This is a genomic window from Streptomyces sp. NPDC016309 (assembly GCF_043077235.1).
In the GTDB taxonomy this organism is placed as follows: domain Bacteria; phylum Actinomycetota; class Actinomycetes; order Streptomycetales; family Streptomycetaceae; genus Streptomyces.
In genome coordinates this window covers 1-26,666 of sequence record NZ_JBIBSG010000017.1, presented here as the reverse complement: position 1 = coordinate 26,666, position 26,666 = coordinate 1, and the positions used below count along the sequence as shown (strand labels likewise).

Annotated in this window: 27 protein-coding genes, 1 tRNA gene and 1 riboswitch; of the genes, 11 read left to right on the top strand and 17 right to left on the bottom strand. The window is 74.0% G+C overall.

Going from position 1 to position 26,666, the window contains the following annotated elements; genetic code table 11:
• Window positions 1-132: 132 nt before the first annotated feature.
• Both ACF068_RS30010 and ACF068_RS30005 read right to left on the bottom strand, forming a co-directional pair.
• Complete coding sequence (locus tag ACF068_RS30010) at window positions 133-1,275, bottom strand: acyl-CoA dehydrogenase family protein (RefSeq protein WP_392277455.1); 1,143 nt, start codon at window positions 1,273-1,275, stop codon at window positions 133-135.
• Window positions 1,272-1,763: an SRPBCC family protein gene (locus tag ACF068_RS30005; RefSeq protein WP_392277454.1), complete on the bottom strand. Its 492-nt coding sequence runs from the start codon at window positions 1,761-1,763 to the stop codon at window positions 1,272-1,274. Before ACF068_RS30005 ends, ACF068_RS30010 begins: the two co-directional genes overlap by 4 nt.
• A gap of 261 nt (window positions 1,764-2,024) precedes the next feature.
• On the opposite strand from ACF068_RS30005, the gene ACF068_RS30000 reads away from it, so the two are divergent.
• Genes ACF068_RS30000 through ACF068_RS29985 form a run of 4 tightly spaced genes read left to right on the top strand, consistent with a single transcriptional unit; the run spans window position 2,025 to window position 4,492 of the window.
• Complete coding sequence (locus ACF068_RS30000; RefSeq protein WP_392277453.1) at window positions 2,025-2,810, top strand: SDR family NAD(P)-dependent oxidoreductase; 786 nt, start codon at window positions 2,025-2,027, stop codon at window positions 2,808-2,810.
• 51 nt (window positions 2,811-2,861) lie between these two features.
• Window positions 2,862-3,398 carry a flavin reductase family protein gene (locus ACF068_RS29995; protein WP_392277452.1) on the top strand — a complete coding sequence of 179 codons (537 nt, stop codon included), beginning with the start codon at window positions 2,862-2,864 and terminating at the stop codon, window positions 3,396-3,398.
• Entirely contained in the window at window positions 3,395-4,327 is a 933-nt protein-coding gene (locus tag ACF068_RS29990) for an MBL fold metallo-hydrolase (protein WP_392277451.1), read from the top strand. Before ACF068_RS29995 ends, ACF068_RS29990 begins: the two co-directional genes overlap by 4 nt.
• Before the next feature lie 21 nt (window positions 4,328-4,348).
• Window positions 4,349-4,492, top strand: a complete 144-nt coding sequence (locus tag ACF068_RS29985) for a hypothetical protein (RefSeq protein WP_392277450.1) — start codon at window positions 4,349-4,351, stop codon at window positions 4,490-4,492.
• Window positions 4,493-4,551: 59 nt separating this feature from the next.
• On the opposite strand, the gene ACF068_RS29980 is transcribed toward ACF068_RS29985, so the two are convergent.
• Both ACF068_RS29980 and ACF068_RS29975 read right to left on the bottom strand, forming a co-directional pair.
• Window positions 4,552-5,010 (bottom strand): nuclear transport factor 2 family protein, encoded by a 459-nt coding sequence (locus ACF068_RS29980; protein ID WP_392277449.1) that lies wholly within the window; start codon window positions 5,008-5,010, stop codon window positions 4,552-4,554.
• Window positions 5,011-5,257: 247 nt separating this feature from the next.
• Window positions 5,258-6,526, bottom strand: a complete 1,269-nt coding sequence (locus ACF068_RS29975) for an aminotransferase class I/II-fold pyridoxal phosphate-dependent enzyme (RefSeq protein ID WP_392277448.1) — start codon at window positions 6,524-6,526, stop codon at window positions 5,258-5,260.
• Window positions 6,527-6,984: 458 nt separating this feature from the next.
• Between ACF068_RS29975 and ACF068_RS29970 the strand changes: the two genes are divergently transcribed.
• Window positions 6,985-8,607, top strand: a complete 1,623-nt coding sequence (locus tag ACF068_RS29970) for an adenosine deaminase (RefSeq protein WP_392277447.1) — start codon at window positions 6,985-6,987, stop codon at window positions 8,605-8,607.
• A 97-nt stretch (window positions 8,608-8,704) separates the two neighbouring features.
• Here the strand turns inward: ACF068_RS29970 and ACF068_RS29965 are convergent.
• The 6 genes from ACF068_RS29965 to ACF068_RS29940 all read right to left on the bottom strand — a co-directional run bounded on the left by ACF068_RS29965 (window position 8,705) and on the right by ACF068_RS29940 (window position 12,729).
• Window positions 8,705-8,778 (bottom strand) — tRNA-Pro (locus ACF068_RS29965).
• Window positions 8,779-8,885: 107 nt separating this feature from the next.
• Window positions 8,886-9,509 carry a GAF domain-containing protein gene (locus ACF068_RS29960; RefSeq protein ID WP_392277446.1) on the bottom strand — a complete coding sequence of 208 codons (624 nt, stop codon included), beginning with the start codon at window positions 9,507-9,509 and terminating at the stop codon, window positions 8,886-8,888.
• Window positions 9,506-10,153, bottom strand: a complete 648-nt coding sequence (locus tag ACF068_RS29955) for an ATP/GTP-binding protein (RefSeq protein WP_392277445.1) — start codon at window positions 10,151-10,153, stop codon at window positions 9,506-9,508. The genes ACF068_RS29960 and ACF068_RS29955 overlap by 4 nt, the downstream gene beginning before the upstream one ends.
• Window positions 10,131-10,502: a DUF742 domain-containing protein gene (locus ACF068_RS29950; RefSeq protein WP_392277444.1), complete on the bottom strand. Its 372-nt coding sequence runs from the start codon at window positions 10,500-10,502 to the stop codon at window positions 10,131-10,133. The genes ACF068_RS29955 and ACF068_RS29950 overlap by 23 nt, the downstream gene beginning before the upstream one ends.
• Window positions 10,503-10,505: 3 nt before the next feature.
• Complete coding sequence (locus tag ACF068_RS29945; RefSeq protein ID WP_392277443.1) at window positions 10,506-10,937, bottom strand: roadblock/LC7 domain-containing protein; 432 nt, start codon at window positions 10,935-10,937, stop codon at window positions 10,506-10,508.
• Between the two features lie 7 nt (window positions 10,938-10,944).
• On the bottom strand, window positions 10,945-12,729 hold the full coding sequence (locus ACF068_RS29940; RefSeq protein WP_392277442.1) for an ATP-binding protein: 1,785 nt from the start codon (window positions 12,727-12,729) through the stop codon (window positions 10,945-10,947).
• A gap of 342 nt (window positions 12,730-13,071) precedes the next feature.
• On the opposite strand from ACF068_RS29940, the gene ACF068_RS29935 reads away from it, so the two are divergent.
• From ACF068_RS29935 to ACF068_RS29925, 3 genes are all read left to right on the top strand, one after another.
• Window positions 13,072-14,235, top strand: coding sequence for a sensor histidine kinase (locus ACF068_RS29935; RefSeq protein ID WP_392277441.1), 1,164 nt, complete (start codon window positions 13,072-13,074; stop codon window positions 14,233-14,235).
• Window positions 14,232-14,942, top strand: a complete 711-nt coding sequence (locus ACF068_RS29930) for a response regulator (RefSeq protein WP_392277440.1) — start codon at window positions 14,232-14,234, stop codon at window positions 14,940-14,942. The genes ACF068_RS29935 and ACF068_RS29930 overlap by 4 nt, the downstream gene beginning before the upstream one ends.
• Before the next feature lie 94 nt (window positions 14,943-15,036).
• Window positions 15,037-16,221: a serine hydrolase domain-containing protein gene (locus ACF068_RS29925; RefSeq protein ID WP_392277439.1), complete on the top strand. Its 1,185-nt coding sequence runs from the start codon at window positions 15,037-15,039 to the stop codon at window positions 16,219-16,221.
• Window positions 16,222-16,257: 36 nt separating this feature from the next.
• Here ACF068_RS29925 and ACF068_RS29920 read toward each other — a convergent pair whose 3' ends face one another.
• Entirely contained in the window at window positions 16,258-17,427 is a 1,170-nt protein-coding gene (locus tag ACF068_RS29920) for an MBL fold metallo-hydrolase (RefSeq protein WP_392277438.1), read from the bottom strand.
• 147 nt (window positions 17,428-17,574) lie between these two features.
• Here ACF068_RS29920 and ACF068_RS29915 point away from each other — a divergent pair, with 147 nt between their 5' ends.
• Window positions 17,575-18,129, top strand: a complete 555-nt coding sequence (locus tag ACF068_RS29915) for a carboxymuconolactone decarboxylase family protein (protein WP_392277437.1) — start codon at window positions 17,575-17,577, stop codon at window positions 18,127-18,129.
• A 49-nt stretch (window positions 18,130-18,178) separates the two neighbouring features.
• Window positions 18,179-18,796: a TetR/AcrR family transcriptional regulator gene (locus tag ACF068_RS29910; RefSeq protein WP_392277436.1), complete on the top strand. Its 618-nt coding sequence runs from the start codon at window positions 18,179-18,181 to the stop codon at window positions 18,794-18,796.
• 121 nt (window positions 18,797-18,917) lie between these two features.
• On the opposite strand, the gene ACF068_RS29905 is transcribed toward ACF068_RS29910, so the two are convergent.
• The gene (locus ACF068_RS29905; protein WP_392277435.1) at window positions 18,918-19,712 is read right to left on the bottom strand and encodes an SGNH/GDSL hydrolase family protein; all 795 of its coding nucleotides are present in this window, start codon (window positions 19,710-19,712) and stop codon (window positions 18,918-18,920) included.
• A 172-nt stretch (window positions 19,713-19,884) separates the two neighbouring features.
• Window positions 19,885-20,793, bottom strand: a complete 909-nt coding sequence (locus ACF068_RS29900; protein ID WP_392277434.1) for a peptidoglycan DD-metalloendopeptidase family protein — start codon at window positions 20,791-20,793, stop codon at window positions 19,885-19,887.
• Window positions 20,794-20,796: 3 nt separating this feature from the next.
• Window positions 20,797-20,955, bottom strand: a riboswitch (cyclic di-AMP (ydaO/yuaA leader).
• Window positions 20,956-21,567: 612 nt separating this feature from the next.
• Between ACF068_RS29900 and ACF068_RS29895 the strand changes: the two genes are divergently transcribed.
• Complete coding sequence (locus ACF068_RS29895; RefSeq protein ID WP_392277433.1) at window positions 21,568-22,380, top strand: tyrosine-protein phosphatase; 813 nt, start codon at window positions 21,568-21,570, stop codon at window positions 22,378-22,380.
• 15 nt (window positions 22,381-22,395) lie between these two features.
• Here ACF068_RS29895 and ACF068_RS29890 read toward each other — a convergent pair whose 3' ends face one another.
• The 4 genes from ACF068_RS29890 to dxs form a co-directional block, all read right to left on the bottom strand.
• Window positions 22,396-22,512: a DUF6126 family protein gene (locus ACF068_RS29890; protein WP_392277432.1), complete on the bottom strand. Its 117-nt coding sequence runs from the start codon at window positions 22,510-22,512 to the stop codon at window positions 22,396-22,398.
• Window positions 22,513-22,532: 20 nt separating this feature from the next.
• Complete coding sequence (locus ACF068_RS29885; RefSeq protein WP_392277431.1) at window positions 22,533-23,186, bottom strand: XRE family transcriptional regulator; 654 nt, start codon at window positions 23,184-23,186, stop codon at window positions 22,533-22,535.
• Window positions 23,187-23,284: 98 nt separating this feature from the next.
• Window positions 23,285-24,670 (bottom strand): aspartate aminotransferase family protein, encoded by a 1,386-nt coding sequence (locus tag ACF068_RS29880; RefSeq protein WP_392277430.1) that lies wholly within the window; start codon window positions 24,668-24,670, stop codon window positions 23,285-23,287.
• The gene (dxs, locus tag ACF068_RS29875; protein WP_392277429.1) at window positions 24,667-26,550 is read right to left on the bottom strand and encodes a 1-deoxy-D-xylulose-5-phosphate synthase; all 1,884 of its coding nucleotides are present in this window, start codon (window positions 26,548-26,550) and stop codon (window positions 24,667-24,669) included. The genes ACF068_RS29880 and dxs overlap by 4 nt, the downstream gene beginning before the upstream one ends.
• Between the last annotated feature and the right edge of the window lie 116 nt (window positions 26,551-26,666).

Below are 26,666 nucleotides of genomic sequence, written 5' to 3'. Positions count from 1 at the left end.
CGCACGGGTGCGTTCCGGGCGCGGATGGTGCGGTCACCGCCGGTGGGCGGGAGGCACGGGCCCCCGGGACGGGAGGAGGGGGCGTCCGGGACCTCGTCGTCCCGGACACCCCCTCCCCCGTCCCGTCGCCGCTCAGTCCTCCGGACCCAGCAGCACCGCCCCGTAGTTCTTCCGCGCCGCCGTGTCGTACTGCAACGCGACATGGCTGGTCGCCGACGTGACGTCCCGCCAGAAGCGCTGGAGCGCCTGCCCCTCGCCCAGGCCGCCGGTGCCCGCCGCCCCGACCAGCAGGCCCACGGCCTCCTGGAGCAGCTCCGCGGCGAACGTGGCGTTGCGTTCGTTGCGGGCCATGTGCCCGGGCGTGAAGAGCCGTTCGTCGAGCACCCGGGCGTTCTCGAGGACGAGGTGCCGGGCCGCGTCGATCCGGCCCGACGCGCGGACCACCTTCAGCTCGCCCGTCTGGCTCCGCTTGCGCCCCGTGAGCGTGCCCGCCGCGGCCGACAGCGCGCCGGTGGCGGCCCCGACGACCGGGGCGATGAACGTCAGTCCGCCGACCGCCTGGAAGGGCACGTTGTGCGCCGGCAGGTCCGAGGTGCCGTTGCGGCCGCTCAGCATGTCCCCACGGTCGAACGACAGGTGGTCGGGCACCAGGACGTCGTCGACGACGACCGTGTGGCTGCCGGTGGCCCGCATGCCGACGCTGTCCCAGGTCTCGCGGACGGTGTACGTCCCCCGGGGCAGCGCGAAGAAGCGCATCCTGGGCGGGCCCTCGCCCGCGCCGGGGACCACCGCGCACACCAGGGCCCAGTCGGCGAAGTCGATGCCGCTGACGTACGCCCACTGGCCGGTCAGCCGCCAGCCGCCGTCCGCCCGGCGGGCGCGGCCGACCGGCATCAGCGCCGTGGCGACGACCGTGTCCGGGTCGTCGCCCCACAGCGCCCGGTGGCCCTCCTCCGGCAGGTGCGCGGCGAAGCGGGCCGAGTAGGCGCACAGCGAGACGCACCACGCGGTGGCCGCACAGGCCTCGCCGACCGTCATGACCGCCGACGTGAGCTCGGCGAACGAGCCCTCGGCGCCGCCGAAGCGGGAGGCGACGAAGTGCCGGGCGAAGCCGGCCTCGCGCAGCGCGGCGACGACCTCGCGGTTCATGGCGCGGTCGGCGTCCGCGTCGGCGGCGTGCTGGGCGGCGAGGATCCGTACCTTCTCGGCCGCCTCCCCCAGGCCCGTCCCGGCCGCCTCCTCCAGGACCGTCCCCGCGGGGGCCGTGCCGCTCATGCCCGGGGCCCGTTCGCGACGGCCTTGGCGAAGAGCTCCAGCGTCTCGCCCGGGCTCGGCCCGTCCAGCGCCCTGAAGATCCGCTCGGCGCCCTCACCGTGCTTGTCGAGCTTGACGTGCGCGAGGGTGACGCGGGTGTGCCGGTCGTCGACGGGCTCGAAGTCGACCTCGATCTCGCTGGCGCGCTCGTCGTCCGGTATGGACTGCCAGTTGGGGTCGATCCGCCAGGTCATGGCGAGCCGGCGGCCCGGCTCCCACTCGAGGACCCGGCCCCAGGCGATCTCGGTCCCGTCGACGTCCCACTCGTAGTAGCGGCCGCCGACACCCGGCTCGAAGGCGAGGCCGGCCCGCTCCTTCCTGACCAGGATGTGGGAGGCGGGCCACCAGTCCTTGGGCCGCTCGGTGAAGACGGCGAAGCACTGCTCCGGCGTGGCCGCCACGGTCACCGACTTCCGTACATCGGGAAGGGTCTGCTGCTGTTCGGGCACGGGGCCTCCTCGCTCGATCTCGCCGGGTGTCACCTGCTGCCGCCCGGTGTCCCGGGCCTGTGGCCGGCCGGTCACGGTCACCGGCCGCCGCACGGAACGCCCCCCACGCTCGCCGTGGCCGCTAGGCCGCTTGTCGAGTACCGCTCGAAGCGCCGCGTTCCGGCCGTTCTCCACCCGGCGCCGAGAGCCGCACGAGGCTGCCCGGTCACGGTCGTCCCCACCCAGAGCGCACCACATCACCTACGTGAACGGGAGAGCACCATGACACAGGCGGGACGACGGGTGGCCTTCGTCACCGGCGCGACCAGCGGGATCGGCCTCGCCGTGACCGAGCTGCTGGCCCGGCAGGGCATGGCGGTGTTCGGGGTCGCCCGCGGCGAGGAGAGCGTGCGCACCATGGTCAAGCAGCTCCGCGAGGAGGGCCTGGAGGTCGCCGGCGCGGTGTGCGACGTCACCTCCCTCGACCAGATCCGTACCGCCGTCCGGGAGGCCGTGGACACCTACGGGCGGATCGACGTGCTCGTCAACAACGCGGGCCGGGGCGGCGGCGGTGTCACGGCCGAGCTGGCGGACTCGGTGTGGGACGACGTCATCGAGACGAACCTCACCGGTACGTTCCGCGTCACGCGCGAGGTGCTGAGCACCGGCCGGATGCGGGACGGCGACTGGGGCCGGATCATCAACATCGCCTCCACCGGTGGCAAGCAGGGCGTGGAACTCGCCGCGCCGTACTCCGCCTCGAAGCACGGTGTGGTCGGCTTCACCAAGGCGGTCGGCAAGGAGCTGGCCAAGAGCGGCATCACCGTGAACGCGGTCTGCCCCGGGTACGTCGAGACGCCGATGGCGCAGCGCGTGCGCCAGGGCTACGCGGGCCACTACGGCGTGAGCGAGGAGGCCATCCAGGAGCAGTTCAACGCCAAGATCCCGCTCGGCCGCTATTCCACCCCCGAGGAGGTCGCCGGGCTGGTGGGCTACCTCGCCTCGGACATCGCCGCGTCGATCACCGCCCAGGCGCTGAACGTCTGCGGCGGACTCGGCAACTACTGAGTGACCACCGATCCCCACCGATGCCGCGCCGACAGAGACGGAGCCCAGGACATGACAGCCGCAGGCGCAACGCTCGCCGAGCCCGATCTGGCCCTCTTCCGGTCCGTGATGGGCCGGTTTCCCACCGGTGTCACGCTGCTCACCCAGGGCAGCGGCGACGACACCGTGGTGATCACCCTCAATAGTCTGACCTCGGTGTCCCTGGACCCGCTCCTGATCCTCGTGTCGGTCAAGGGGGACGGCAGGATGCGTCCCCGGGTGGTCGGCGCGGGGAGCTTCGCGGTGAACGTCCTGACGGAGTCGCAGCGCGACCTGGCGCAGGAGTTCTGCCGTCCCGACCGGTCGGAGGGGCAGGCCGCGATGCTGCGGCTGGCCGCGGTGGAGGGTGTCACCGGCAACGCCGTGATCCCGTCCGCCGAGGCGTACTTCGAGTGCGTGCTGGACGCGCAGCACCAGGCGGGTGACCACACGCTGCTGATCGGCCGGGTGGTGGCCCTGTCCGACGGGCCGGGCGACCCGGACCCGCTGGTGTTCCACCGCGGCCGTTTCACCCGGCTGCCGGGCACGGCACGGACGGAGGCCGCGTGAGCGCCGGGGACCCCGCGGGCCCCGCGGCCGGGCCCGGGACGTTGCACGAGGTGGCCGACGGGGTGTACGCCTTCGTCCAGCCGGACGGCGGGTGGTGCCTGAACAACGCGGGCCTGGTCGTCGGTGAGGGCCGGACCGTCCTGGTCGACACCGCGGCGACCGAGGCCCGCGCCCGCCGGCTGCGCGCGGAGGTCGAGCGGGTCGCGCCCGGCGGGGCGGACTTCGTCGTCAACACCCATTTCCACGGCGACCACACCTTCGGCAACGGCCAGTTCACACCGCGCGCCGTGGTCGTGGCCCACGAGGGCACCCGCGCCGACTCGGCGGAGGCGGGGCTGGGGCTGCGGCAGTTGTGGCCCGCCGTGGAGTGGGGCGAGACGCCCCTGGTCCTGCCCACGCTGACGTTCCGCGGCTCGCTGACGCTGTACGCCGGCGACCTGCGCACCGAGCTGCTCCACGTCGGCCCCGCGCACACCGCCAACGACGTGGTGGCGTGGGTGCCGGGGCGGAAGGTGCTGTTCACCGGTGACGTGGTCTGGTCGGGGGTGACGCCCTTCGTGCTCTTCGGGTCGATCACCGGGTCGCTGCGGGCGCTGGACCGGATGCGCGCCCTGGGCGCCCGTACGGTCGTCCCGGGCCACGGCCCGGTGGGCGGGCCGGAGTTGCTGGACGAGACCGAGGACTACCTGCGCTGGCTCCAGCGGCTGGCGGAGGACGGGGTGAGCGACGGGCTGACCCCGCTCCAGGCGGCACACCGCGCGGACCTCGGGCGGTTCAAGGAGCTGGTCGACTCCGAGCGCCTGGTGGGCAACCTGCACCGCGCGTACGCCGAGCAGGACGGGCTGCCGCCCGCCGCACGGATCGACGTGATCACCTCGTTCCAGGAGATGGTCGCGTTCCACGGGGCGCTGCCCACGTGCCACGCCTGACACACCGGAGAGGAGACGGACATGGTCACGAGCCTGTTGGAGCGCCGCGACGGAACACCGTACGAGCAGGTCCCCGACGACCCCTTCCTGGTACCGCTGTTGCTGCTCGCGGGCGAGGCGGACGACGATGACGGCGAGCCGCACATCTGCCGGGGGATCGACTGAGGCGGCGCGACCCATGGGAATGGGGCCCCTGTGGAGGGGCCCCATTCCCATGTGGTGGTTCAGGCGGCGGGCGGCGTCGCGGGGCCGTCGCGGTGGATGACCCGCGACCGGGTCAGGAGCCGGCCGTCGCGCCGGACGAGCTCGTCCTCGACGGTGAAGGTCGGCTGGAAGTTCACCTTGCCCTCGCGGTCGGTCTGGGTGACGAGGGTGTAGTACGAGACGCGGAGCAGATCGGCGTCCGCCGGGTCCGTCTCGATGATCAGGTGGCCGAACCAGTGCCGTACGGCGATGTCCCGGTACCGGGGCAGGCTGGCCTTCATGCCGGCGATCATCTCGGCCCGGCCCCGCTGCCGGTGGCCGCCCGCGTGCACCACCTCGCCGTCCTCGGTGAAGGTGTCGGCGAACCCCTCGATGTCGAGGGCGTCCACCCGCCGCATCTGCTGGGCGTAGAACGTCTGCACCTCGGCGTAGAGGTCCCCGGTGACCTGGCTGGGCAGGGTCCCGACCGGCTGAGACATGGATGCTCCCTTCGAGACGGCCGGCCCGGTGGCCGTGCCGATCGCCCCCAGCCTGCCGGTCCGCCCTGCAATGCCGGTGGAGACCGGCTCGTCGGGCCGGACCGGGGCCGCGCCGCCCCCGGAGCCGGCCCCGGCCCCCCGCCGGGCCGGCGCGCGGGGCGCGGGGCGCGGGGCGCGGGGCGCGGGGCGGGGGGCGGGGGCGCGGGGGCGCGGGGCGGGGGGCGGGGGGCCGTGCGCGTACCGACGCTCAGGCGGCCCGCTGCTCGTAGCCGGCCAGCCGGACGCAGACGGCCAGGCCCTCGATGGCCTGCTCCAGCTCCGCGAGGCCCGGGTAGCTCGGCGCGATGCGGATGACCGCGTCGCGCGGGTCGTCGCCGTACGGGTGGGTGGCGCCGGCCGGGGTCAGCACGATGCCCGCCTCCGCGGCGCGGCGCACGACCTCCTTGGCGCAGCCGTCCGGCACCTGGAGGGTCACGAAGTAGCCGCCCTTCGGGGAGGTCCAGGTCGCGAGGCCCGTGCCGCCGAGTTCGGCGTCCAGGATGCGCGCCACGGCCTCGAACTTGGGCTGGAGCAGGGCGCGCTGACGCTCCATGTGGGCCCGCACGCCGTCGGCGTCGCGCAGGAACAGCACGTGCCGGAGCTGGTTGACCTTGTCGGGGCCGATGGACCGCTTGGCGTTGTTGGCGAGCAGCCAGCGCACGTTGTCGGGGGACGACCCGAAGAAGGCGACGCCCGCGCCGGCCGCGGTGATCTTCGAGGTGGAGCCGAACACGAACGCCCGGTCCGGGTTCCCCGCGTCCGCGCAGGCGGCGAGCAGGTCGGCGATCTCGACGGGCTCGTCGGTGAGGTGGTGCACCGCGTAGGCGTTGTCCCAGAAGACGCGGAAGTCGGGCGCCGCGGTGGTCATCGAGGCGAGCCGGGCCACCGTGTCGTCGCTGTAGCAGACGCCGTCGGGGTTGCTGTACTTCGGGACGCACCAGATGCCCTTGACGGACGGGTCCTCGGCCACGAGCCGCTCCACGACGTCCATGTCGGGGCCCTGGTCGGTCATGGGCACCGGGATCATGTCGATGCCGAACCGCTCGCAGAGCGCGAAGTGCCGGTCGTAGCCGGGCACGGGGCACAGAAACGCGATCCGCTCCTGCTCCACCCAGCGGGCGCCGGCTCCCGGGAGCACGCTCAGCAGGGCGTGCACCAGGCAGTCGTGCATCAGCTCCAGGCTGGAGTTGCCCGCCGCGAGGAGCTGCGCGGCCGGGACCTGGAGAGCCTCGGAGAAGATCTCCCGCAGCTCCGGCAGTCCGTGCAGGCCGCCGTAGTTGCGCACGTCCGTGCCGTCGGCGGAGGTGTACGTCCCGCCAGGCAGGCCCAGCAGGCCGAGGGAGAGGTCGAGCTGCTCCGGCGCCGGCTTGCCCCGGGTCAGGTCGAGCGAGAGGCCGCGCCCCTTGAGGTCCTGGTAGTCCTGGCGGGCGCGCTCGAGGAGCCCGCCCAGTACGTCGGGGCTCAGCTCGGTGGTCATGGTATGTCCTCTCACAGGTACCGCTCGGGCGGGGGGCGCCTGCCGAGAATACAAACCGGGCGCACCGGGCGGTCCCACGGGCTCGGGGTCCACCGGCCCGTTCGCCCCTTTCCGGGGCTCGGTTCACCTCCGGGGGCGCCTCAGCCGGCGTCGACGGTCGATCGTGCTCGACCCCTCGTTCCTCGGGGCCTCCGCGCGTTCTCCCTTTCGACACCGTCGCGCCCCTTCGGCTCACTCACCCCTTCTCCCGGGCTCGGTTCACCTCCGGGGCGCTCAAGCGTGCGCCGACGGTCGATCGTGCTCGGGTCGCTCGTGCCTCGCGACCCTCCGCGCGTTCTCCCTCTCGGCACCCGCCGCGCCCCTTCGGCTCACTCGCCGGCTCCCTCGGGCGGGTGGTGTCCGGGCGGGTGCGGCGCCGGGGGCCGTCCGGTCGGCGGCCCGGCGCCGATCATGGGGCCGTGATCCCGGACCCCCGCCGTACCGCCCGCCGCCGTACCGCCCGCCGGCTGCGGACCCTGCTCGTCCCCGTCGTCGCGGCGCTCGGCCTGCTGGGCCCGCCGGCCCCGCTCCCCGCCTCGGCGGGGCCGCTCCCCCGGCCCCCGGCTCCCCGTCCCCCGACCGCCGCCGAGGCGCGCACCGACGCCCTGCTGCGGCACGCCCGCCGTGATCCCCGGCTGCTGCGCGACTTCTTCCGGCGCCTGCCGAAGGGCGGTGACCTGCATCATCACCTGTGGGGCGCGGTGACGACGGAGTACCTGGTCCGGCTGGCCGGTGACGACGGCCTGTGCGTTGACCCCTCGACCATGACGGCGGTGCCGCCGCCCTGCGGGCCGGGTACGCGGCCGGCCGCGGACGCCCGGGCGGACGCGTCCTTCCGTACCGCCCTGGTGCGTGCCTGGTCCATGCAGGACCTGCCGCCGGGGCGGAACGGTCACGACCACTTCTTCGGTACGTTCGGCAGGTTCGCCGAGGTCGCCTCGCGCCACCCCGGAGAGCTGCTGGCCGAGGTGGCGGAGAAGGCGGCCGCCGGGAACCAGTCCTATCTGGAGACGATGGTGACGCCGGTGCCGGGCGCGGCGAGGGAGCTGGCCGACGACGTCGGATGGGACGCCGACCTGAGGCGGCTGTACGGCCGGCTCACCGTCGGCGGCAGGCTGGACGGGCTGGTCGCCGCGGCGCGGAGGGAGGCCGACGACGCCGACGCGGGGTTCCGTACGGCGGCGCGCTGCGGCACCGGGCGGCCCGGTGCCGCGTGCCGGCTGACCGTGCGCCGGATCTCCCAGGTCGCACGGGGCGATTCACCCGTACGGGTCTTCACGCAACTGGCGCTCGCCATGCGGCTGGCCGAACGCGACGCCCGGTTCGTGGCCGTCAACCTGGTCCAGCCGGAGGACGAGGCCGGGGCGCTGGCCCATTACCGCCTGCACATGCGCATGCTCCGGTACCTGCGCGGCGTCCACCCCCGGGCGCACGTCACCCTGCACGCGGGCGAGCTGTGGCCGGGCCTGGCCGGGCCCGAGCACCTGGCCTTCCACATCCGGGAAGCGGTCACGGTGGCGGGCGCCGAGCGGATCGGGCACGGCGTCGGCCTGGTCCACGAGGACGACTGGCGGGCCACCGCCCGGACGATGGCGGCCCGCGAGGTGGCCGTCGAGGTGGCCTTCACCAGCAACGCCCAGATCCTCGGTGTCCTGGGCGACGACCACCCCTTCGCCACCTACCGCGCCCACGGCGTGCCCGTGGTCCTGGCGACCGACGACCCGGGCGTCTCGCGGACCGACCTCGGTCACGAGTACCAGTACGCCGCGACGGCCCACGGCCTGTCGTACCCCGAGCTGAAGGACCTCGCTCGCGCGTCCCTGGAGTACGCGTTCCTCCCCGGCCGCAGCCTCTGGCGGGGCAACCCCACCGCCGGCGGCTACCGCCCCGTACCCGCCTGCGCCGGCCTCCACCCCACCGGCGGCCGCCCCCTCCCCGGGCCCTGCCGGCGGCTGCTGGCCACCAGCCCCAAGGCCGCCGTCCAGTGGCGTCAGGAGGCCGCCTTCGCGGCGTTCGAGCGCACCGCCCGCACCGGCCGGTGAGCGCACCGGCCCCGGCCACCGGGCGAAAGGGCCCGGAAACGACCGAGAGGCCGTACCGGATCACTCCGATACGACCTCCGACTCGCGTTGTCGCAAGTCGGGACGACAGGATTTGAACCTGCGACCCCTTGACCCCCAGTCAAGTGCGCTACCAAGCTGCGCCACGTCCCGGTGCCCGTCTGACCTGGGGTTTCCCCCGGCCCGGCGTGCACGAGAACAATACCGCACTCCTGCCGGTGATCACGAACCGCTTTGCCCCGGGCCCCGCGCGGGGCCGGTCACACGCCGCCGTCCTCCCGGCGGTGGATCCGCTCCACCAGGGCGGCGGCGTGCGCCTTGATGGTCTCCAGCCCCGGCCGTCCCCACGGCCGGGGCTCGGTGTCGACCACGCAGACGGTGCCGAGGGCCGTGCCCGTACGGTCGATGAGGGGCGCGCCCAGGTAGGAGCGGATGCCGATCTCGTCGACGACCGGGTTGCCGGCGAACCGCGGGTAGTCGCGGACGTCCTCCAGGACGAGGGCCTTGCGGCGGACGACGACGTGCGGGCAGTAGCCGTGGTCGCGGGCCATGTACCGGCCGACGCCGCCGGCGGCCGTCGTGCCGCCGGGCCACCGGGCGGCACGGGTGACGTCCGGGGCGCGGGTGGCGTCGGGGGCCCGGGTGGCGTCGGGGGTGTGCAGGCCGTCGGGGGTGTGCAGGCCCGCGAAGAACTGCTGGTGCTCGTCGATGAAGTTGACCATGGCGTACGGCGCGCCGGTCACCTCGGCGAGCTCCTCGGCGAAGGCGTCGAAGTCGGGGTCGGGGTGCTGTCCGATGCCGAGCGTCCGGAGCCGCTGGACGCGCAGCGGGGCCTCGCGGTCGACGGGGGTGAGCAGCAGGTGGCCGGTCGGGTCGTACGTCATGTCGGTGCTCCGTGGCTGGGCGTCGGCGCGGGGGCCGGATGGGAGTCCAGCAGGTGCTGGACGAGGCTGACCAGGGTCTGGATGCCGGAGCTGGCGATCCGGGCGTCGCACAGGACGACCGGGACCTCCGGCGCGAGGTCGATCGCCGCCCGTACCTCGTCCGGTCCGTACCGGTGGGAGCCGTCGAACTCGTTGACGGCGACAAGGAAGCGGATACCGCGCCGTTCGAAGAAGTCCACCGCCGGGAAGGAGGCGTCCAGGCGCCGGGTGTCGGCGAGGACGACCGCCCCGAGGGCGCCCTCGGACAGTTCGTCCCACATGAACCAGAAGCGCTCCTGCCCGGGCGTGCCGAAGAGGTAGAGCACGTGCCGGCCGTCGAGGCTGATGCGGCCGAAGTCCATGGCGACCGTGGTCGTGGTCTTGCGTTCCACGCCTTCGAGGCTGTCGGTCGCGGCGCTCACCGTGGTGAGGATCTCCTCCGTGCTCAGTGGCGGGATCTCGCTGACCGCTCCGACGAAGGTGGTCTTGCCGACGCCGAAGCCGCCCGCGACGAGGATCTTCAGCGCGGTGGGGAAGGCGTCGTGGTCGTCGTGGGTCCCGGGACGCTGCCCGGGCCGGCGCTCAGAGCCGTCGTCGTAGGCCATCGAGCACTGCCTCCAGCAGGGAACGGTCGGTGGGGGTGTCGTGGAGGCGGGGCGCCCGGGCGGTCAGCGCCCCGCAGTCGACGAGATCGCAGAGCAGCACTTTCGTCACCACCGCGGGCAGCCGTAAGTGCGCCGCGACCTCGGCCACCGAGGTCGGCCCGGCACACAGGCCGAGGGCCGTGCGGTGCTCGGGGCCGAGGTGCGGCTGGGGTGCCGTTCCGGTGGCCATCACCAGGGAGAGCAGGTCCAGTGCCGCGGTGGGCCGGGTGCGGCCGCCGCTCACCGTGTACGGCCGGACCAGCCGGCCGGCCGCGTCGTCGAGCCAGGGCCCGTCCTGTCGGCGCGGCACGGGTCAGCGCCCCGGGCCGCCCGGGGCCGCCGCTTGTCTGGCCGGCGTGACCAGGTAGGGCCGCACGCTCTTGACCAGCATCGTCATCTCGTAGCCGAGGACCGCGGCATCCGTTTCGCGTCCGGCGAGCACCGCCAGGCAGGTGCCGGATCCGGCGGTGGAGACGAACAGCAGGGTGGAGTCGAGCTCGACGACCACCTGCCGGACCTCGCCGTCGTCGCCGAAGCGGCTGCCGGCGCTGCGGCCGAGGGAGTACAGGCCGGAGGCCAGGGCCGCCATGTGGTCGGCGCTGTCGGGGTCGAGGCCGTGCACCGATTTCACCAGGCCGTCCGAGGAGAGCAGGACCGCGCTGCGGGTGTACGGCACCCGCTGGACCAGGCCGCCGAGCAGCCAGTCGAGATCCGGTGACTGGCCGGTCCGCACATCGCTCGCCATGGTGCATCTACTCCTTGTGCGCTTCGTCGTGGGGTTGCGGTTCCGGGGGCCCGGGGTGTCCGGGGTGGGCGGGACGGTGGGGGTCCTCGATGGTGGGCATGGCCTCGGCCAGGCCGATGCCGCGCCGGAAGGCCGCCATGAGTCCCGGGTCGTGCAGGGTGTCGTCACCGGTGGCGCGGGGGGCGGGGGCGTCCCGGAGCTGGGGTGCGAGGTGCTCCTGCGCCCGCCGCCTGGGCAGTTGCGGGCGGTCGGGGGCCTCGGCGGGTCCAGAGGGACCGGGGTGACCGGCGGGGCCCGGGAGACCGGCGGGGCCCGGGAGACCGGCGGGGCCCGGGTGACCGGCGGGGCCGGCCGGGCCGGGTACCGCCGTCGCGGGGCCGGGCCGGCCGGGCCGTTCGCCGCGTACGGGCAAGGGGGCGTGGCCGCCGTGCCGGGGCGGGGCCGTCGGCGGGACGGGGGCCGCGTGGGCCGACTCGTGGTGTGCGGGCCCCGGGGCCGGCACCGCGCCGGGCACGCCTCCCGGGACGCCACCGGGTTCGGCGCCGGGCAGCTCGTCGGGCTCGCCGCCGAGGAGGGCATGCGGCAGGACCAGCACGGCCTGGACGCCGCCGTAGATGTTCGACTGGAGCCGTACGGCGATGCCGTGCCGGCGGGCGAGCGCCGCGACGACGAACAGCCCGATCCGGCCGTCCTGGAGCAGGTGCGCCACGTTCACCTGATCGGGGTCGGTGAGCAGGGCGTTCATCCGGTTCTGCTCGACGACGGACATGCCCAGGCCCCGGTCCTCGACCTCGATGGCGAGTCCGGCCGTCACGTACTGGGCCCGCAGCAGGACCGGGGTGTGCGGGGCGGAGAACAGGGTGGCGTTCTCGACCAGTTCGGCGAGCAGGTGAATGACGTCGGCGACCGCGTGCCCGCGCAGGGTGCCGTCGACGGGCGGCACCAGCTTGACCCGCGGGTAGTGCTCGACCTCCGCGATGGCGGAACGGAGCACCTCGGTCATGGTGACCGGGTGGGACCACTGGCGGCGGGAGACGGCCCCGCCGAGGACGGCGAGGTTCTCGGCGTGCCGGCGGATCCGGGTGGCCAGGTGGTCGATGTGGAAGAGGCCCTTGAGCAGCTCGGGGTCCTCGACCTCGTTCTCCAGCTCGTCCAGGAGCTGGATCTCGCGGTGGACGAGGGACTGGAGGCGCCGGGCGAGGTTGACGAAGACCTCGACCTTCTGTTCGTCGCCGACGCTGCTGGACAGCCGGGACGCCTGGACGACGGTCGCCATCGCCACCTCGTGGGCGCGGCCCAGTTCGTCCGTCAGCAGGTCCCACTCGTCCCCGCCGGCGGGGGGCGCCGTCGTGCCCTGCCGGGCGGGTGGGCGTTCCCCCCGGCGGAGCTGTTCGACCAGGGCGCGCAGCTCGTTCTGGCCGCGTGCGCTGCGCCGGCGCAGGGCGTCGCACCGGTCGAGCACGGCCGTGGCCGCGCGGTGGGCGCCCAGCAGGGCGGTGGCGACGGCCGCCACGGCGAGGGCCGCCGAGGCGGAGAGGGCGGCCCACAGGGCGGGGGTGAGGGGAGCCCCGGTGGAGCGGATGGTGAAGAGCACGGCGGCCGCCCCGCCGAGGGCCACCGCCACCGGTGGCAGGACGGCGGCCCGCACGAGCCGGGGGCGCAGCCGGGTCTCGGGCGAGCCGGAGGAGGGGCGCGGCCTCCCCGTGCAGGACAGGGAGCGGCCGCCTGGCCGGCCGTGCCGCCCGCCTTCTCGGCGGTCCGGCCGCACGGCGGGCGGGCGAAGTGGAGACATGGCGTCCTCGGTACGTGGGGCCCAGGAACAGGATTCGGCAAGGTGGGGATGCGCGGATGTGGCGTGGTGACGCTTGGGCGTGCGGGCGGTCGTCGGGATCCGGTGTCGTGGGGGCGCCGTGCGCCCCATGCGCCCACCGTTGCTCACCGGCCACACACAGTAGTCGTCCATCGGTCGGGTGTGGTGCGCGGTTGATGAACTTGCCCACCCGGCGTCCCGCTCCGGTATGAGCCCTCGCACGGCCGCCCGATAAGCCGCCCGGGCCGGCACGCCGCCGCTGCCGGTGTCGCGTACGGTGACGACGACGGGGTCGACCGACACCCGTCCGGGGGGCGGTGGTTCATGGATGTGCGGGGACGGGCGCGGGAGTGGCGGGTCCGGGGGGAGGCGCTGGGCGCGGCCAACCCCCTGCTCGTGGACATCGGCATCGCGCTGCTGGTGCAGGCGGCGATGACCATGCCGTTCGTGGTGCCCCGGCCGCCCGGCCTCGAACCGGCGACCTGGCCGGCGTACGCGCTGTCGACGCTGACCGTCGTCCCGCTCGTATGGCGCCGGCGCGCTCCGCTGGCGGTCCTGTGCGCGATCCTGGCGGCCGGCGCGCTGTACCGGCTGGCGCTGGACGGGCCGGGGCAGCCCCTGCCGTACACCGGGCTCGTCATCGTCTACACGATCGCCGCGCTGTGCCCGGCGTGGCAGCGGCTGGCCGCCGGGGCGCTGCTGCTGGTCGCCGTGCCGGTGTCGGTGTGGCTGAACACGCGCTCGGCCCGTGAACTGACCTTCTCCCTCTTCGTGTTCGCGGCGGCGTACGTGTTCGGACGGCTGACGGACGCCAGGCAGCGGGCGAACCGGATCGAGGCCGAGCAGGCCGCCGCCCGCGAACGGGCCCGGATCGCCCGGGAGATGCACGACGTCCTGTCCCACGCGGTGAGCCTGATGGTCGTGCAGGCGGAGGCGGGTCCGGTGGCGGTGCGCACGGCGCCGGAGCGCGCGGAGGCCGCCTTCGACGCGATCTCCGAGGCGGGCCGGGACGCGATGGCGCAACTGCGCGGCATGCTGGGCGTCCTCCGCGAGGCCGGTGAGCCGGGCGGCGCCCCGCGCGCGCCGCAACCCGGCCTGGCCGGCCTGCCCGCGCTGCTGGACCGGGTACGGGCCGGCGGGCTCGACGTCCGGTACGGGACGACCGGGCGGGTGCGGCCGCTGCCCGGCGCCACCGGGACGACCCTCTTCCGTGTCGTCCAGGAAGCGCTCACGAACGTGGTCAGGCACGCGGACGCCCGCACCGTGCGGGTGCGGCTGGCCTATGGGGAGGACGACGTGGAGGTCCGGGTGACGGACGACGGACGCGGTCCACGGGCCGGGTCCGCCGGTGGACACGGGCTGGTCGGGCTGCGGGAGCGGGCCGCCGCGCACGGCGGTACGGCGGTCACCGGGCCGGGCCCGGGCGGCCGGGGCTTCGAGGTGCGGGTGCGGGTCCCCGTACCGTGCGCGGCGGAGGTGACGCGGTGACGATCCGGGTGGTGGTGGCCGACGACCAGGAACTGGTGCGCAGCGGCTTCGCGATGATCCTGGACGTCCAGCCGGACATCGAGGTGGTCGCGGAGGCGGCGGACGGCGCGGAGGCGGTGGAGGCGGTACGGCGGCACGCGCCGGACGTGGCGCTGCTGGACATCCGGATGCCGGGCACGGACGGGATCGAGGCGTGCCGTGCGATCAGCGCCTCCGGTGCCTGCCGGACGGTGATGCTGACGACCTTCGACACCGACGAGTACGTGTACGAGGCGCTGCACGCGGGCGCGAGCGGGTTCCTGCTGAAGGACGTGCGCCGGGACGATCTCGTGCACGCGGTACGGGTGGTCGCGGCGGGAGACTCGCTGCTCGCGCCGCCGGTGGCCCGGCGCCTGGTGGAGCAGTACACCCGCCCGGCGGCGGCCCGGCGGCGGCAGGACCCGCGCCTGGAGGTGCTGACCGGCCGGGAGCGGGAGACGCTGCTGCTGCTCGCGCGAGGGCTGTCGAACGCGGAGATCGCCGCCGAGCTGGTGGTCAGCGACCACACGGTGAAGACGCACGTGGGACATGTGCTCGCCAAGCTCGGGCTGCGGGACCGGATCCAGGCGGTGATCTGCGCGTACGAGACGGGGCTGGTCGTGGCCGGGGATCCCCCGCACGGGGGAGCACCCGGCTGCGGCCCCTCCCCCGTGCCGGTGAGGAACTGACCGGGGAAGACCGCCGGTGGGAGGGATCCGCGGGAAGTCGCCGGTCAGCAGGATGGGGCCATCGGGAAAACGGCTCACACCCAAGGAGTTGACCATGAAGAGCACCACCCGCGCGCTGCTGGCCGCCACACTGGTGCTGGGCGTCGTGGCAGGACCGGCCGTCCTGCCGGCCGCCGCCTCCGCGCCCCCCGCCTCCGCCCCCGCCGCGTCCCCCCACCCGGCCGCGCCGTCCGGGACGGCCGCGCTGGAGAGGGCCGTCGCGGGATTGCCGACGGCCGCCGCCACGGCCGCTCTGGTCCGGGTCGGCGGCACGGAGGGCGTCTGGCGGGGCAGCGCGGGCGTCCACGACCTGCGGACCGGCCGGCCGGCCGACCCCGGTGCCCGCTTCCGGGCGGGTTCGGTGACGAAGGTGTTCACGGCGGCGGTGGCCCTGCAACTGGCCGCGGAGGGCCGTCTGGACCTGGACGCGAGAGCGCGCTCGTACCTGCCGGAGCTGATCCCCGCGACGTACGGGGGCGTCACCGTCCGGCAGTTGCTCAACCACACGCACGGCATCCCGGCGGCCGACCTCCCCGGCGACACGGTCGAGGAGTGGTACGCGCGGCGCTTCGAGATCCATGACCCGGAGGACATGGTCCGTTCGGCCACCTCGAAGGAGCCCGAGTTCGCGCCGGGCACCCGGCAGCACTACCTGAACATCGGCTACACGATCGCCGGACTGCTGATCGAGCGGGTCACCGGCGACTCGCACGAGGAGCAGGTGGCCGGCAGGGTCCTCCGTCCGCTCGGCCTGCGCGACACCTGCCTCCCCGGGTCCGACCCGCGCATCGCCGGCCGGCACAACCACGGCTACCAGACGATGCGGCTGGAGGACGGCACGACCGGTCTGCGCGACGTGTCGGTCTGGGGGGCGACCGACGGCTGGGCGGCCGGCGACCTCGTCTCGACCACGGCCGACCTGGAACGCTTCACCCACGCCCTCTTCCGGGGCGAGGTCGTGCGCGGTCCGCTCCTGGCGGAGATGTTCACGGTGCCCGGGGTGACGGACCTGCGGACCGGCGACCCGGCCGCGTACTCCGTCGGCCTGTCCGTGAAGACCCTGGGCGGCCGCGAGGTGTGGGGGAAGAGCGGCGGCCGCTGGGGGTACAACGCGGCCATCGCCTCCACCCGCGACGGCTCGCGGACACTGGTCTACGGCGTCAACTCCACGGACGCCAAGGGACAGGGCATGAACCAGGTGGCCCAGGACATCATGGTGGCCGCCTTCGGCAGGCCGTAGAGAGGGTCTGCCGGAAGGGGCGTCGTCCGCCCGGGCTCAGGCCGTGGCCGGGGTGCCGGCGGAGCCCTTCGCCGCGCGCCAGGGGTGCTCCAGGGCGGCGGACACCGCTCGCCACCACGGCTCCCCGGGCAGCTTCCCGGACGGCTCGAAGGGCTCGCCGGGACGGGGGAAGGCGACCGCCTGACCGGCGTCCCCGGCGGCGTCCTTGGTCCACTCGGCGGGTTCGGCCCACGGGTGCGGCGCGAGGTTGAACGTCCCCCAGTGGATGGGCAGCAGCACGCCCCGGGGGGTGCCGCCCTGGAGGTCGAGGTGGGCGCGCACGGCCTCGTCCGGGGTCATGTGGATGTCCGGCCAGTACTCGCTGTACGCGCCGAGCTGGATCATGGTGGCGTCGAACGGGCCGTGCTCCGCGCCGATGCCGGCGAAGCCCTCGAAGTAGCCGGTGTCCCCGCTGTGGAAGACGCGGTGCTCGGGCCCGGCGACGACCCAGGAGGCCCACAGGGTGTGCTGCTGGTTGCGCAGGCCGCGGCCGCAGAAGTGGCGGGCCGGGGTGGCCGTCAGCCGCAGGCCGGCGATCTCCGTGGACTCGTTCCAGTCCAGCTCCCGTATCCGGGAGGCCGGTACGCCCCAGTGCTCCAGGTGGGCGCCCACGCCGAGCGGTACGGCGAAGACGGTGTCCGTGGCGGCGAGGGCGCGGATGGAGGGGAGGTCGAGGTGGTCGTAGTGGTCGTGGGAGATGACGACGGCGTCGACCGGGCCGAGCGCGGCGAGGGACAGCGGGGCGGGGTGGAGCCGCCGGGGGCCGGCGAAGGGGAAGGGGGAGCAGCGCTCGCCCCACACCGGGTCGAAGAGGACCCGGCCGCCGTCGATCTCGGCCAGCACGCTGGAGTGCCCCGCCCAGGTGAGCCGCAGTCCGGTGGCCGGCGGGCGGGCGAGGTCGGCGACGGTGGTGGGGTGCACCGGGATGGGGCCCGCCGGGGCCCGGCGGGCCCGCGACTCCTTCTCGAAGTAGGTCTTCGCGAAGTCCACGGTGGACCCGGACGGGCGGTGCCTGGTCCCCACCGGGTTGCGGAAGACGCCGTCCGCGAAGTTCGGCGAGCGGCGGATGCGCTCCATCCGCTCCCCGGTGGGCTCCGCGCCGAACGCGGCGGGCCGCAGGGCACGCAGTCGGGAACGCAGCGGGTGCGGGGAGCCGGCGCCGGTCACGGAACCTCCAGAGGGTGAGGGTGCCTCCATTATGGGCGGGGGGTGTGACAGGACGGGAGCCGGGCCGACGAGGGTGATGTCACATCGGCGGCGGCCCGTCCGTCGTACCGGGCGGAAGGTCGTTCACCACACCCCTGGAGGCCCGTCATGGCCCGCATATCGCTCGATCCCCCGCGCACCCTCTTCTTCCGCGCCGTCGCGTGGTACGCGAGGCGCGCGTACGGCGGGAAGGTCCTCGATCCGTTGTCGGCGGCGGCCCACAACGGCCGGGTGCTCCGGGCGACGATCGGCTTCGAGCTGGCCGCCGCCCGCTGGAACGCGCTGGACCCGCACCTCAAGGCGCTGGCGGAGCTGGCGTCGGCCGCGTCCATCGGGTGCGGCTGGTGCCTGGACTTCGGGTACTGGGAGAGCACCCGGCGCGGGGTGGACGCGCGCAAGCTGCGCGACCTGCCGGTGTGGCGGGACAGCGACGCGTACACGGAGCTGGAGCGCGACGTGCTGGAGTACGCCGAGGCGATGACCGCCACCCCGCCGGCCGTCGGCGACGCCCTGGCGGAACGGCTGCGCCGGGCGCTCGGGGAGGCCGCGTTCGTGGAGCTGACCGCCATGGTGGCGCTGGAGAACATGCGCTCGCGGATCAATTCCGCGCTGGACCTGACCAGTCAGGGGTTCCGGGACCAGTGCGACCTCGGCCGCCGGTGACGGACGGCGGGACCGTACGGCACTTCGGGGCACGCCCTAGGGTGTCGGCGTGGGCAGAGTGCGGTTGAGCGTGGCCGAGCGGCGGGAGGAGCTGCTGCGGGCCGCCGTCGAGCAGATCGAGGCGCGGGGCGTCGCGGCGGTGCGGATCGCCGACGTGGCGTCCGCGCTGGGCGTGAGCAACGCGCTGGTGCTGTACCACTTCGCCACGAAGGAGCGGCTCGTCGCGGCCGCGTTCGCGTACGCCGCCGAGGGCGACCTCGCGCACCTGCGCCGGCTGCTGGGCCGCCGGACGACGGCGGCGCGCCGGCTGCGGGCGGCCGTGCACTGGTACGCGCCGACCGGCCGGGCCAAGGGGTGGCGCCTGTGGATCGAGGGCTGGGCGGCGGCGCTGCGCGAGCCCGCGCTGCGGGAGGTGGCCCAGGACCTCGACCGGCGGTGGAAGGCGGCGCTGGCGGAGGTCATCGCGGAGGGTGCCGCGGCAGGCGAGTTCCGCTGCGGTGACCCGGTCGCGGCGGCCTGGCGGCTGACCGCGTTCCTGGACGGACTGGCCGTGCAGCGGACCGCCTACGCCCCCGCCTTCTCCGGCGCCGTGATGCGCGCCTGGGCGGACGAGGCCCTCGCCCGCGAGATAGGTCTCCCGGAGCCCCGCCCCGGCTCGCACGAGTGAGCCGAGGAGCGCTCCGATGCCGAAAGGGCCGTCGCGAGGCACCAGCGACCGAGCACGACGGCCCGTCGGCACCGGACCGAGCGCTCCGAAGGCGAACCGGACCAGGAAAAGGGCGGCGCGGTTACAGGGGGAGCAGGTCCGGGCGCTTGGCCGAGACGTGGTCGCCGGACGATTCGCCGCGGAGCCGGCGCCCGATCCACGGGACCAGGTACTCGCGGGCCCACTGGATGTCGTCGCGGCGCAGTTCGAGGGGCCCGCGCGGCGGCAGGGGCGGCCATGCCTGGTCGGGGTCGGCGGGGACGGGCACGCCGAGGACCTGGCCGGCCCGCAGGGCGACGCGGGTGTGGCCCTCGGGCGACAGGTGGAGCCGGTCGCTGTCCCAGGCCCGCCGGTCCTGGACGGTCTTGAGGGACCACAGGTCGAGCACCGGGCAGCCGTAGCGGTCCGCGACGGCGCGCACGTGCCCGTTGTAGGTGGCGATCTTGCCGCGCAGCCGGCGCAGCACCGGCACGTCGCGGGTGTCGAACCCGGTGGTCACCAGGACGGTGCCGACCACGGACGTCAGATCGGCGACGGCCCGTTCGAAGCGCTCGGCGACCTCGTCCGGGTCGCTGCCGGGGCGGATGATGTCGTTGCCGCCGGCACAGAAGGTCACCAGGTCGGGGGCGAGTTCCTTGGCTCGCGGCACCTGCTCCTCGACGATCTGGTCGAGGAGACGCCCGCGTACGGCGAGGTTGGCGTACCGGAAGCCCTGGTGCTCCGGCAGCCGGTCCGCCAGGAGCACCGCGAGGCGGTCCGCCCAGCCGACGAACGTACCGTCGGGGCCGGGGTCTCCGACGCCTTCGGTGAAGCTGTCACCGATCGCCGCGTACGACCCGAACACGTCACTGTCTCTGAATCCCGAATCGTCTGCCACGGGGACACATCCTTCACCCGGGGATGTGACTTACGCGACCGTAAGGAGGGGTTGACGGGGCGTGATATTTCCCACCGGTCAAGATTCACCCAAGCCGGAATACGCCTCCGCCCGGCACCGGGAGGGGTGCCGGGCGGAGGCCTCACGCTCGTGATGCCGTCAGCGGCAGGTGTCAGACGGAGACGCCGTGCTGGCGGAGGTACGCCAGGGGGTCGATGTCCGAGCCGTAGCTGGGGCTGGTCCGGATCTCGAAGTGGAGGTGCGGACCGGTGGAGTTGCCGGTGGAGCCGGACAGGCCGATCTGCTGGCCGCCGCCGACCGTCTGGCCGGAGGAGACGGACAGCGAGGAGAGGTGGGCGTACTGCGAGTAGTTGCCGTCGGCGTGCTGGATGACGACCTCGTTGCCGTACGCGCCGCTCCAGCCGGCGGAGACGACGGTGCCCGGGCCGACGGCCTTGACGGTGGTGCCGGAGGAGGCGGCGAAGTCGACGCCCGTGTGGTAGCCGGAGGACCAGCTCGAGCCGGAGGCCCGGTAGGGGGTGGTGACGCCGGCGTCGACCGGGGCGGTGAAGCCGGAGCCGCTGGCCTGGGGGGCGGCCTGGGCGGGGCCCTGGGTCTTGGCCGGGGCCTCGGTCTTGGCGGCGGAGCGGGACGCGCGGCTCTCGGCGCGGGTGTCGTCGGCCTTGGGCTTCGCCGGGGCGGCGGTGGACTTGGCGCCGAGGGTGAGCTTCATGCCCGGGAGGATCAGGGAGGGGTCCTCGCCGATGACCTGGCGGTTGTCCTTGTAGAGCTTGTGCCAGCCGCCCTTGACGTTCTTGTTGTAAGCGATCTTGGAGAGGTAGTCGCCGGCGACCACGGTGTACGTGCGCGGCGCGGCCTTCTTCGCGGCGGCCTCGGGGGCGGCCTTGGCGGCGGTGACGGCCGCCTGCGGGGCGGTGGCCGGGGCTGCGGCCGGCGCGGCGTGTGCGCCGGTGGCGCCGAGCAGCGGGAGGGCGATGGCGGCGCCACCGGTTCCGGCGGCGACGAAACCACGCGTGATGGGGCTGGACTTGGGACGGCGGTGCTTACCCTTCGCGGGCATGGCTTTTCCTCTCCGGCGCCTGCGAGGTGAGCTGTCGGGTTCGGACTGGAGTTGTCCGGCCGCGCCATGGACGCGACTTCACCCCGAGCCGGGTCCCGGAAATTCCGGGCCGGCGAACTACCTGGGTCCCCCGCTCCTGCCACGCGTGGGTGGGTGGGAATTCCGACCGGTGGCAGGATTCGGCGGTCCGGCCGGATTGCCGTGACGTTAAGCGAGCCGGGTCGGCGTGAACAAGCCGCCGCTTTCCGACCCGCATTCGGGAGGGTTCGGCGGTCATGGAATTCCGGTCACCCTGCGTCCATTGCGGATCATGTATTTCCGCTGTGGGCACGGCATTTAGGAATCGACCTCCGCCACGGACCGTCACGTTTATGACGCTGCTCACGTGGCCGGGGTCATCTCCCCCGCGACCAGGGCACGTTATCCCCAATCCCCCAATACGGACAGACAGCCCAATACTTGACGGACCTCCGCAATACCTTCATCCCCATGCACCACACCAAGCCATGTCGACAGCCCGACTCCGGGTCGACCAATGATGACCAATCCGGACAGATGCCTACACCTCCCCCACTACCCGGGTCGCGCGGCTCCGCCCCGGCCCGGCGGCACCGCCCCGCCCAGCCGCGACGCGTGCCCCGCCGGTCGCTGACCTGCGCGGGGCAACGAATGTGCGACCTGCACGGAGATTGATCGCGTCACGAACCGATGTCGTATCGTCGGATGGCGAGATTGTCGGTGCCCGACGCCGACCGCAGACACGGAGGAGCCCCCGTGACGCAGCAGCTTCCGCAGGTCCCGTCGACCGAGCCCGAGCTGACCGGAGTCCGCAACTTCCGTGACGTCGGTGGGCTCCCGACCGTGGACGGCCGGCGGGTGCGGCACGGCAGGCTCTACCGCAGCGGACACCTCGCGCACGCGACGGGAGAGGACGCCGCCTTCCTGGCCGGCCTCGGCCTCCACACGATCTTCGACTTCCGCAACGCCGCCGACCAGAAGATCGAAGGCCCGGACGTCGAGCTGCCCGGGGTCCGCAACGTGAACCTCCCGCTCTCCGACCCGGCCGACGGCGCCGAGTTCTGGGCCATGGTCCGCGACGGGAACCTCGACCAGCTACGCGCTCTCCTGGCCGACGGCAAGGCCGCCGCCCGGATGACCGCCTCGTACCGGATGATCATCCGCGAGCGCACGGCCGAGCACAGCCGGGTCCTCCACGCGCTCGCCGAGGACAGCGTCCCGGCCCTGATGCACTGCGCGGCCGGCAAGGACCGGGCGGGACTGTCCATAGCGGTGTCCCTGCTGGCCGTCGGCGTCGAGCGGGAGGCGATCGAGGAGGACTACCTCAAGTCGAACGACCCCCGCCGCCGCTACCGGGTGCGCCGCAGCGACGACTCCCCCTCCGCGATGTCACCGCAGGTCATGGAGCTGCTCAACCCCCTCTTCGAGGCCCGCGTCGAGTACCTGGACGCGGCCTTCGCGACGATCGAGGAGACCTGGGGGTCGACCGAGCGCTACCTGACGGAAGGGCTGGGGCTCAGCCCCGCCACGCGGGAGCGGCTGCGCGAGCGGCTGCTCGACGAGGCCTGATCCACCGGAGACGTCCTACTCGGCGCCGAGGGCGAACAGCAGGTAGAGGAAGGCCGCGAAGAGGTGGCCCGCGACCAGGTAGGCGAAGAGCCGGATGGCGAGCCCGCGGGGGAACGTCCGTTCCTGGGTCATGGTGGATCTCTCCGATCGGTTCAGCGGCGGTGGACGCCCGCGCCGAGGCACAGGTCGGCCGCGGGGCTCTGCATGAGGGTGTGGACGAACAGCAGCCCGGCGCCGCCGCGCGTGGCGGCGCCGATGCGGTGCGGGGTGAGCGAGTCGAAGTGGGCGCTGTCCCCCGGGTCGAGGACGTGTACGGCCTCGCCCAGGACCAGGCGCACCCGCCCGTCGAGGACGTACAGCCACTCCTCCCCCGGGTGCACGCGCACCAGGTCGCCCTGGGTGGCGTACGGGACCTGCACGCGCAGTGCCTGCATCGCCCGCCCGGGGCTGCCGGCCTGGTGGTAGACCCAGCCGTCCGCCTCGGCGGGTTCGGCCCGGCCGCCCCGGACGATCGGGTCACGCTCCGGCGGGACCTCGCCCAGCAGCTCCGAGACCGTCGTACCGTAGACCCGGGCGAGGCCCAGGAGCATCGGCAGCGACGGCTGGCGGCGGCCGGTCTCCAGCCGTGACAGGTGGGCCGGCGACAGCCCGGCGCGCTGGGCGGCGGCCTCCAGGGTCAGGCCCCGGCGCCGGCGCAGCGCCCGAAGCTGCGGCGCGACGTCCGGCACCGCGGCGGGCGCCCCGGGGTCCGGCTCGGCGCCGGCCGGCCCGGAAGGCTCCGAGGGAGCTCCGGCTGAAGTGGTCATGCGCCCATTGCGCCACTACCTTCCCCCAGAGGCAAATTTCTTGCCCCGGAGGCAAAAGCCCCGGGGCGTAGGCGCTGGGGCAGGTGATCGGCGACGGGTCAGCGGTCGGCGAGAGCCTGCTTCACCAGGGTCCGGCCGAAGTCCCAGATCAGCCCCCCGCCGCTGTGCGCCTCCTCCATCACGTCGGTGAACGCCGCCACGAACCGGTCGACCTCCCGCTCCCCGATGATCAGCGGCGGGATCAGCTTGATGACCTCCAGGCGGTCGCCGGACACCTGGGTGAGGATGCGGTGGCGCCGGAGCAGCGGCACCACGACCATCTGTGCGAAAAGGCCCTTGCGGGCCGCCTGGAGCATCGTCCAGCGGCTGCGCAGGCCCAGCGAGGACGGGCGGCCGAATTGGATGCCGATCATCAGGCCGCGGCCGCGCACCTCGGACAGCATCTCGTAGCGGTCGACCAGCGCGGTGAGGCGTTCCTTCAGCAGCTCACCGGTCCGCCGGGCGTTCGCCACGGTCTCCTCGTCCTCCATGACCGCCAGGACCGCGAGCCCGGCCGCCATCGCCTGGGCGTTCGACCCGAAGCTGGCGGAGTGGACGAGCACCCGGTCCATCGACGAGTAGACCTTCTTGAAGATCCAGTCCTTGCCGAGGGTGGCCCCGACGGGCACATAGCCCCCGGACAGGGCCTTGGCGACGCACAGCAGGTCCGGCTCCACGCCGTCCTCGTGCTGGTAGGCGTAGAAGTCGCCGGTACGGCCGAGGCCGGTCTGGACCTCGTCGGCGATCAGCAGGGCCTTGTGCCGGTGCAGCAGCTCCTGCGCGGCCCGCAGGAAGCCGGGCGGGCTCTCGTGCACGCCCTTGCCCTGGATGGGCTCGACGATGAGGGCGGCCACGTCGCCCCGCTTCAGCTCCCGTTCCAGGGCGGTGAGGTCGCCGAGCGCGACGGCGGTGTCGGGCAGCAGCGGGTCGAAGCCGTCCCGGAAGCAGCTCTCCCCGTTGACCGACAGGGATCCGGTGGTCAGCCCGTGGAAGGCGTGCGAGCAGTACAGGACGCGGGGCCGGCCGGTCGCCCGGCGGGCGAACTTCAGCGCCGTCTCCACCGCTTCGGTCCCGCTGTTGGAGAAGTAGACCCGGTCCAGGTGCGGCGAGTGGGTCAGCAGCCGCTCGGCGAGCAGCCCGGGCAGTGGCGGGCAGTCGAAGCGGGTGAGGTCGGCGAGGTCCGCGTCCAGGACGTCGTGGAGGGCCTTGCGGACGACGGGGTGGTGCCGGCCCAGGCCCATGACGCCGAACCCGGCGAGCATGTCCAGGTACTCGTTGCCGTCCGCGTCCCAGAAGTGGGCGCCCTCGGCGCGCTCGTAGACCCGGTCGAAGCCGATCGTCCGGAGCATGCGCGGAAGCTGCGGGTTGAGGTGGCGGGCGTGCAGCCCGTAGCCCTCCGTGCCGCGCTCGGCGAGCAGGGCCGCCAGGTCGAACTTCGTGCTCATACGTCATTCTCCTTGCCTGCCAGCGCTCCGCCGATCCGGCCCGCGATCTCCACCGGGGTGAGCCCGACGTCGGCCAGCACCTCCCCGCGCTTGGCGTGGGCCAGGAACTGCTCCGGGACGCCGAAGGTCCGCAGCGGTACGTCGGTCCCGGCGTCGCGCAGCGCCTGCCCGACCGCCCAGCCGACCCCGCCGCTGCGGCTGTTGTCCTCGACCACGGCGACCAGCCGGTGGGTGGCGGCGAGGGGGGCGAGGCGCGCGTCGACGGGCTTGACCCAGCGCGGGTCGACGACGGTGCACCCGATGCCGCGTTCGGCGAGCAGCGCGGCCGCCCCGAGGCAGACGGACGCCATGGCGCCGACGGCCACCAGGAGCACGTCGGGGCCGTCGTCCGCCCGGTGCAGGACGTCCATGCCGCCGATCCGCCCCAGGGCGGGTACCAGGGGACCCACCGACTCCTTGGGGAAGCGCAGCACGGTCGGCGCGTCGTGCACGTCGACCGCCTCGCGGAGCTGGGCGCGCAGCTCGCCGGCGTCGCGCGGGGCGGCGATCCGCAGCCCGGGCATGGCCTGGAGCAGGGACAGGTCCCAGACGCCGTTGTGCGAGGGGCCGTCCACTCCGGTCACGCCCGCCCGGTCCAGGACGAAGGTGACGCCGCACCGGTGCAGGGCCACGTCCATCAGTAGCTGGTCGAAGGCCCGGTTGAGGAAGGTGGCGTAGACGGCGACGACCGGGTGCAGCCCGCCGGTCGCGAGGCCGGCCGCGCAGACGGCGGCGTGCTGCTCGGCGATGCCGACGTCCCAGACCCGGTCGGGGAACCGCTCGGCGAACTTCGTCAGTCCGACCGGATGCAGCATGGCGGCCGTCAGGGCGACGACGTCCGGCCGCTCGGCCCCGATCTCGGCGATGGCGTCGCCGAACACCGACGTCCAGGACGGGCCGGCGGACGGCACCAGCGGCTCGCAGGTCAGCGGGTCCATGGCGCCGACGGCGTGGAAGCGGTCGGCCTCGTCCTCCAGGGCGGGTCCGTAGCCGTGGCCCTTCTGGGTCAGGCAGTGCACGAGGACCGGGCCGTGGAAGCGTTTGGCGCGGCGGAGCGCCGACTCGACGGCGCCGATGTCGTGCCCGTCGATGGGGCCCACGTACTTCAGCCCGAGGTCCTCGAACAGACCCTGGGGGGCGATGAAGTCCTTGAAGCCCTTCTTGGCACCGTGCAGCGACCCGTACAGGGGCGGTCCGATGACGGGGGTGTGGCGGAGCACGTCCTTGCCCCAGGCCAGGAAGCGTTCGTAGCCGTCGGTGATGCGGAGGGTGGAGAGGTGGCCGGCGAGGCCGCCGATCGTCGGCGCGTAGGAGCGTTCGTTGTCGTTGACGACGGCGATCAGGGGGCGGTCCTTGGCGGCGGCGATGTTGTTGAGCGCCTCCCACGCCATGCCGCCGGTGAGCGCGCCGTCGCCGACGACGGCGACGACGTGCTCGGTCCCGCCCCGCAGGTCGCGCGCCTTGGCCAGGCCGTCGGCCCAGCCGAGGGCGGTGGAGGCGTGGGAGTTCTCGATGACGTCGTGCGCGGACTCCTCGCGGGAGGGGTAGCCGGACAGGCCGCCCTTGCCGCGCAGTTTGGAGAAGTCCTGCCGGCCGGTGAGCAGTTTGTGCACGTAGCTCTGGTGGCCGGTGTCCCACAGGATCCGGTCGGCGGGCGAGTCGAAGACCCGGTGCAGGGCGATGGTGAGTTCCACGACGCCCAGGTTGGGACCGAGGTGGCCGCCGGTGCGGGAGACGGCCCGGATCAGGAAGTCCCGGATCTCGTCGGCCAGTTCGTCGAGCTTCGCGCCGTCAAGCGCCTTGAGGTCGTGCGGCCCCCGGATGGTCTCGAGAATCGTCACGCTCGGGCCCCTCTCTGCTGCGGTCAGCTCACGGTGACGGCGGGTTCGCCGGACATCACGCCGTCCTTCTCCATCTGCTCGGCGATCTTCATCGCCTCCTCGATCAGCGTCTCCAC

Bases quoted from the DNA above. Each gene is read 5' to 3' on its own strand.
- ACF068_RS30010 (WP_392277455.1), bottom strand. From the start codon at position 1,275: ATGAGCGGCACGGCCCCCGCGGGGACGGTCCTGGAGGAGGCGGCCGGG.
- ACF068_RS30000 (WP_392277453.1), top strand. From the start codon at position 2,025: ATGACACAGGCGGGACGACGGGTGGCCTTCGTCACCGGCGCGACCAGC.
- ACF068_RS29995 (WP_392277452.1), top strand. From the start codon at position 2,862: ATGACAGCCGCAGGCGCAACGCTCGCCGAGCCCGATCTGGCCCTCTTC.
- ACF068_RS29985 (WP_392277450.1), top strand. From the start codon at position 4,349: ATGGTCACGAGCCTGTTGGAGCGCCGCGACGGAACACCGTACGAGCAG.
- ACF068_RS29980 (WP_392277449.1), bottom strand. From the start codon at position 5,010: ATGTCTCAGCCGGTCGGGACCCTGCCCAGCCAGGTCACCGGGGACCTC.
- ACF068_RS29975 (WP_392277448.1), bottom strand. From the start codon at position 6,526: ATGACCACCGAGCTGAGCCCCGACGTACTGGGCGGGCTCCTCGAGCGC.
- ACF068_RS29960 (WP_392277446.1), bottom strand. From the start codon at position 9,509: ATGACGTACGACCCGACCGGCCACCTGCTGCTCACCCCCGTCGACCGC.
- ACF068_RS29955 (WP_392277445.1), bottom strand. From the start codon at position 10,153: ATGGCCTACGACGACGGCTCTGAGCGCCGGCCCGGGCAGCGTCCCGGG.
- ACF068_RS29945 (WP_392277443.1), bottom strand. From the start codon at position 10,937: ATGGCGAGCGATGTGCGGACCGGCCAGTCACCGGATCTCGACTGGCTG.
- ACF068_RS29940 (WP_392277442.1), bottom strand. From the start codon at position 12,729: ATGTCTCCACTTCGCCCGCCCGCCGTGCGGCCGGACCGCCGAGAAGGC.
- ACF068_RS29935 (WP_392277441.1), top strand. From the start codon at position 13,072: ATGGATGTGCGGGGACGGGCGCGGGAGTGGCGGGTCCGGGGGGAGGCG.
- ACF068_RS29925 (WP_392277439.1), top strand. From the start codon at position 15,037: ATGAAGAGCACCACCCGCGCGCTGCTGGCCGCCACACTGGTGCTGGGC.
- ACF068_RS29915 (WP_392277437.1), top strand. From the start codon at position 17,575: ATGGCCCGCATATCGCTCGATCCCCCGCGCACCCTCTTCTTCCGCGCC.
- ACF068_RS29900 (WP_392277434.1), bottom strand. From the start codon at position 20,793: ATGCCCGCGAAGGGTAAGCACCGCCGTCCCAAGTCCAGCCCCATCACG.
- ACF068_RS29890 (WP_392277432.1), bottom strand. From the start codon at position 22,512: ATGACCCAGGAACGGACGTTCCCCCGCGGGCTCGCCATCCGGCTCTTC.
- ACF068_RS29885 (WP_392277431.1), bottom strand. From the start codon at position 23,186: ATGACCACTTCAGCCGGAGCTCCCTCGGAGCCTTCCGGGCCGGCCGGC.
- ACF068_RS29880 (WP_392277430.1), bottom strand. From the start codon at position 24,670: ATGAGCACGAAGTTCGACCTGGCGGCCCTGCTCGCCGAGCGCGGCACG.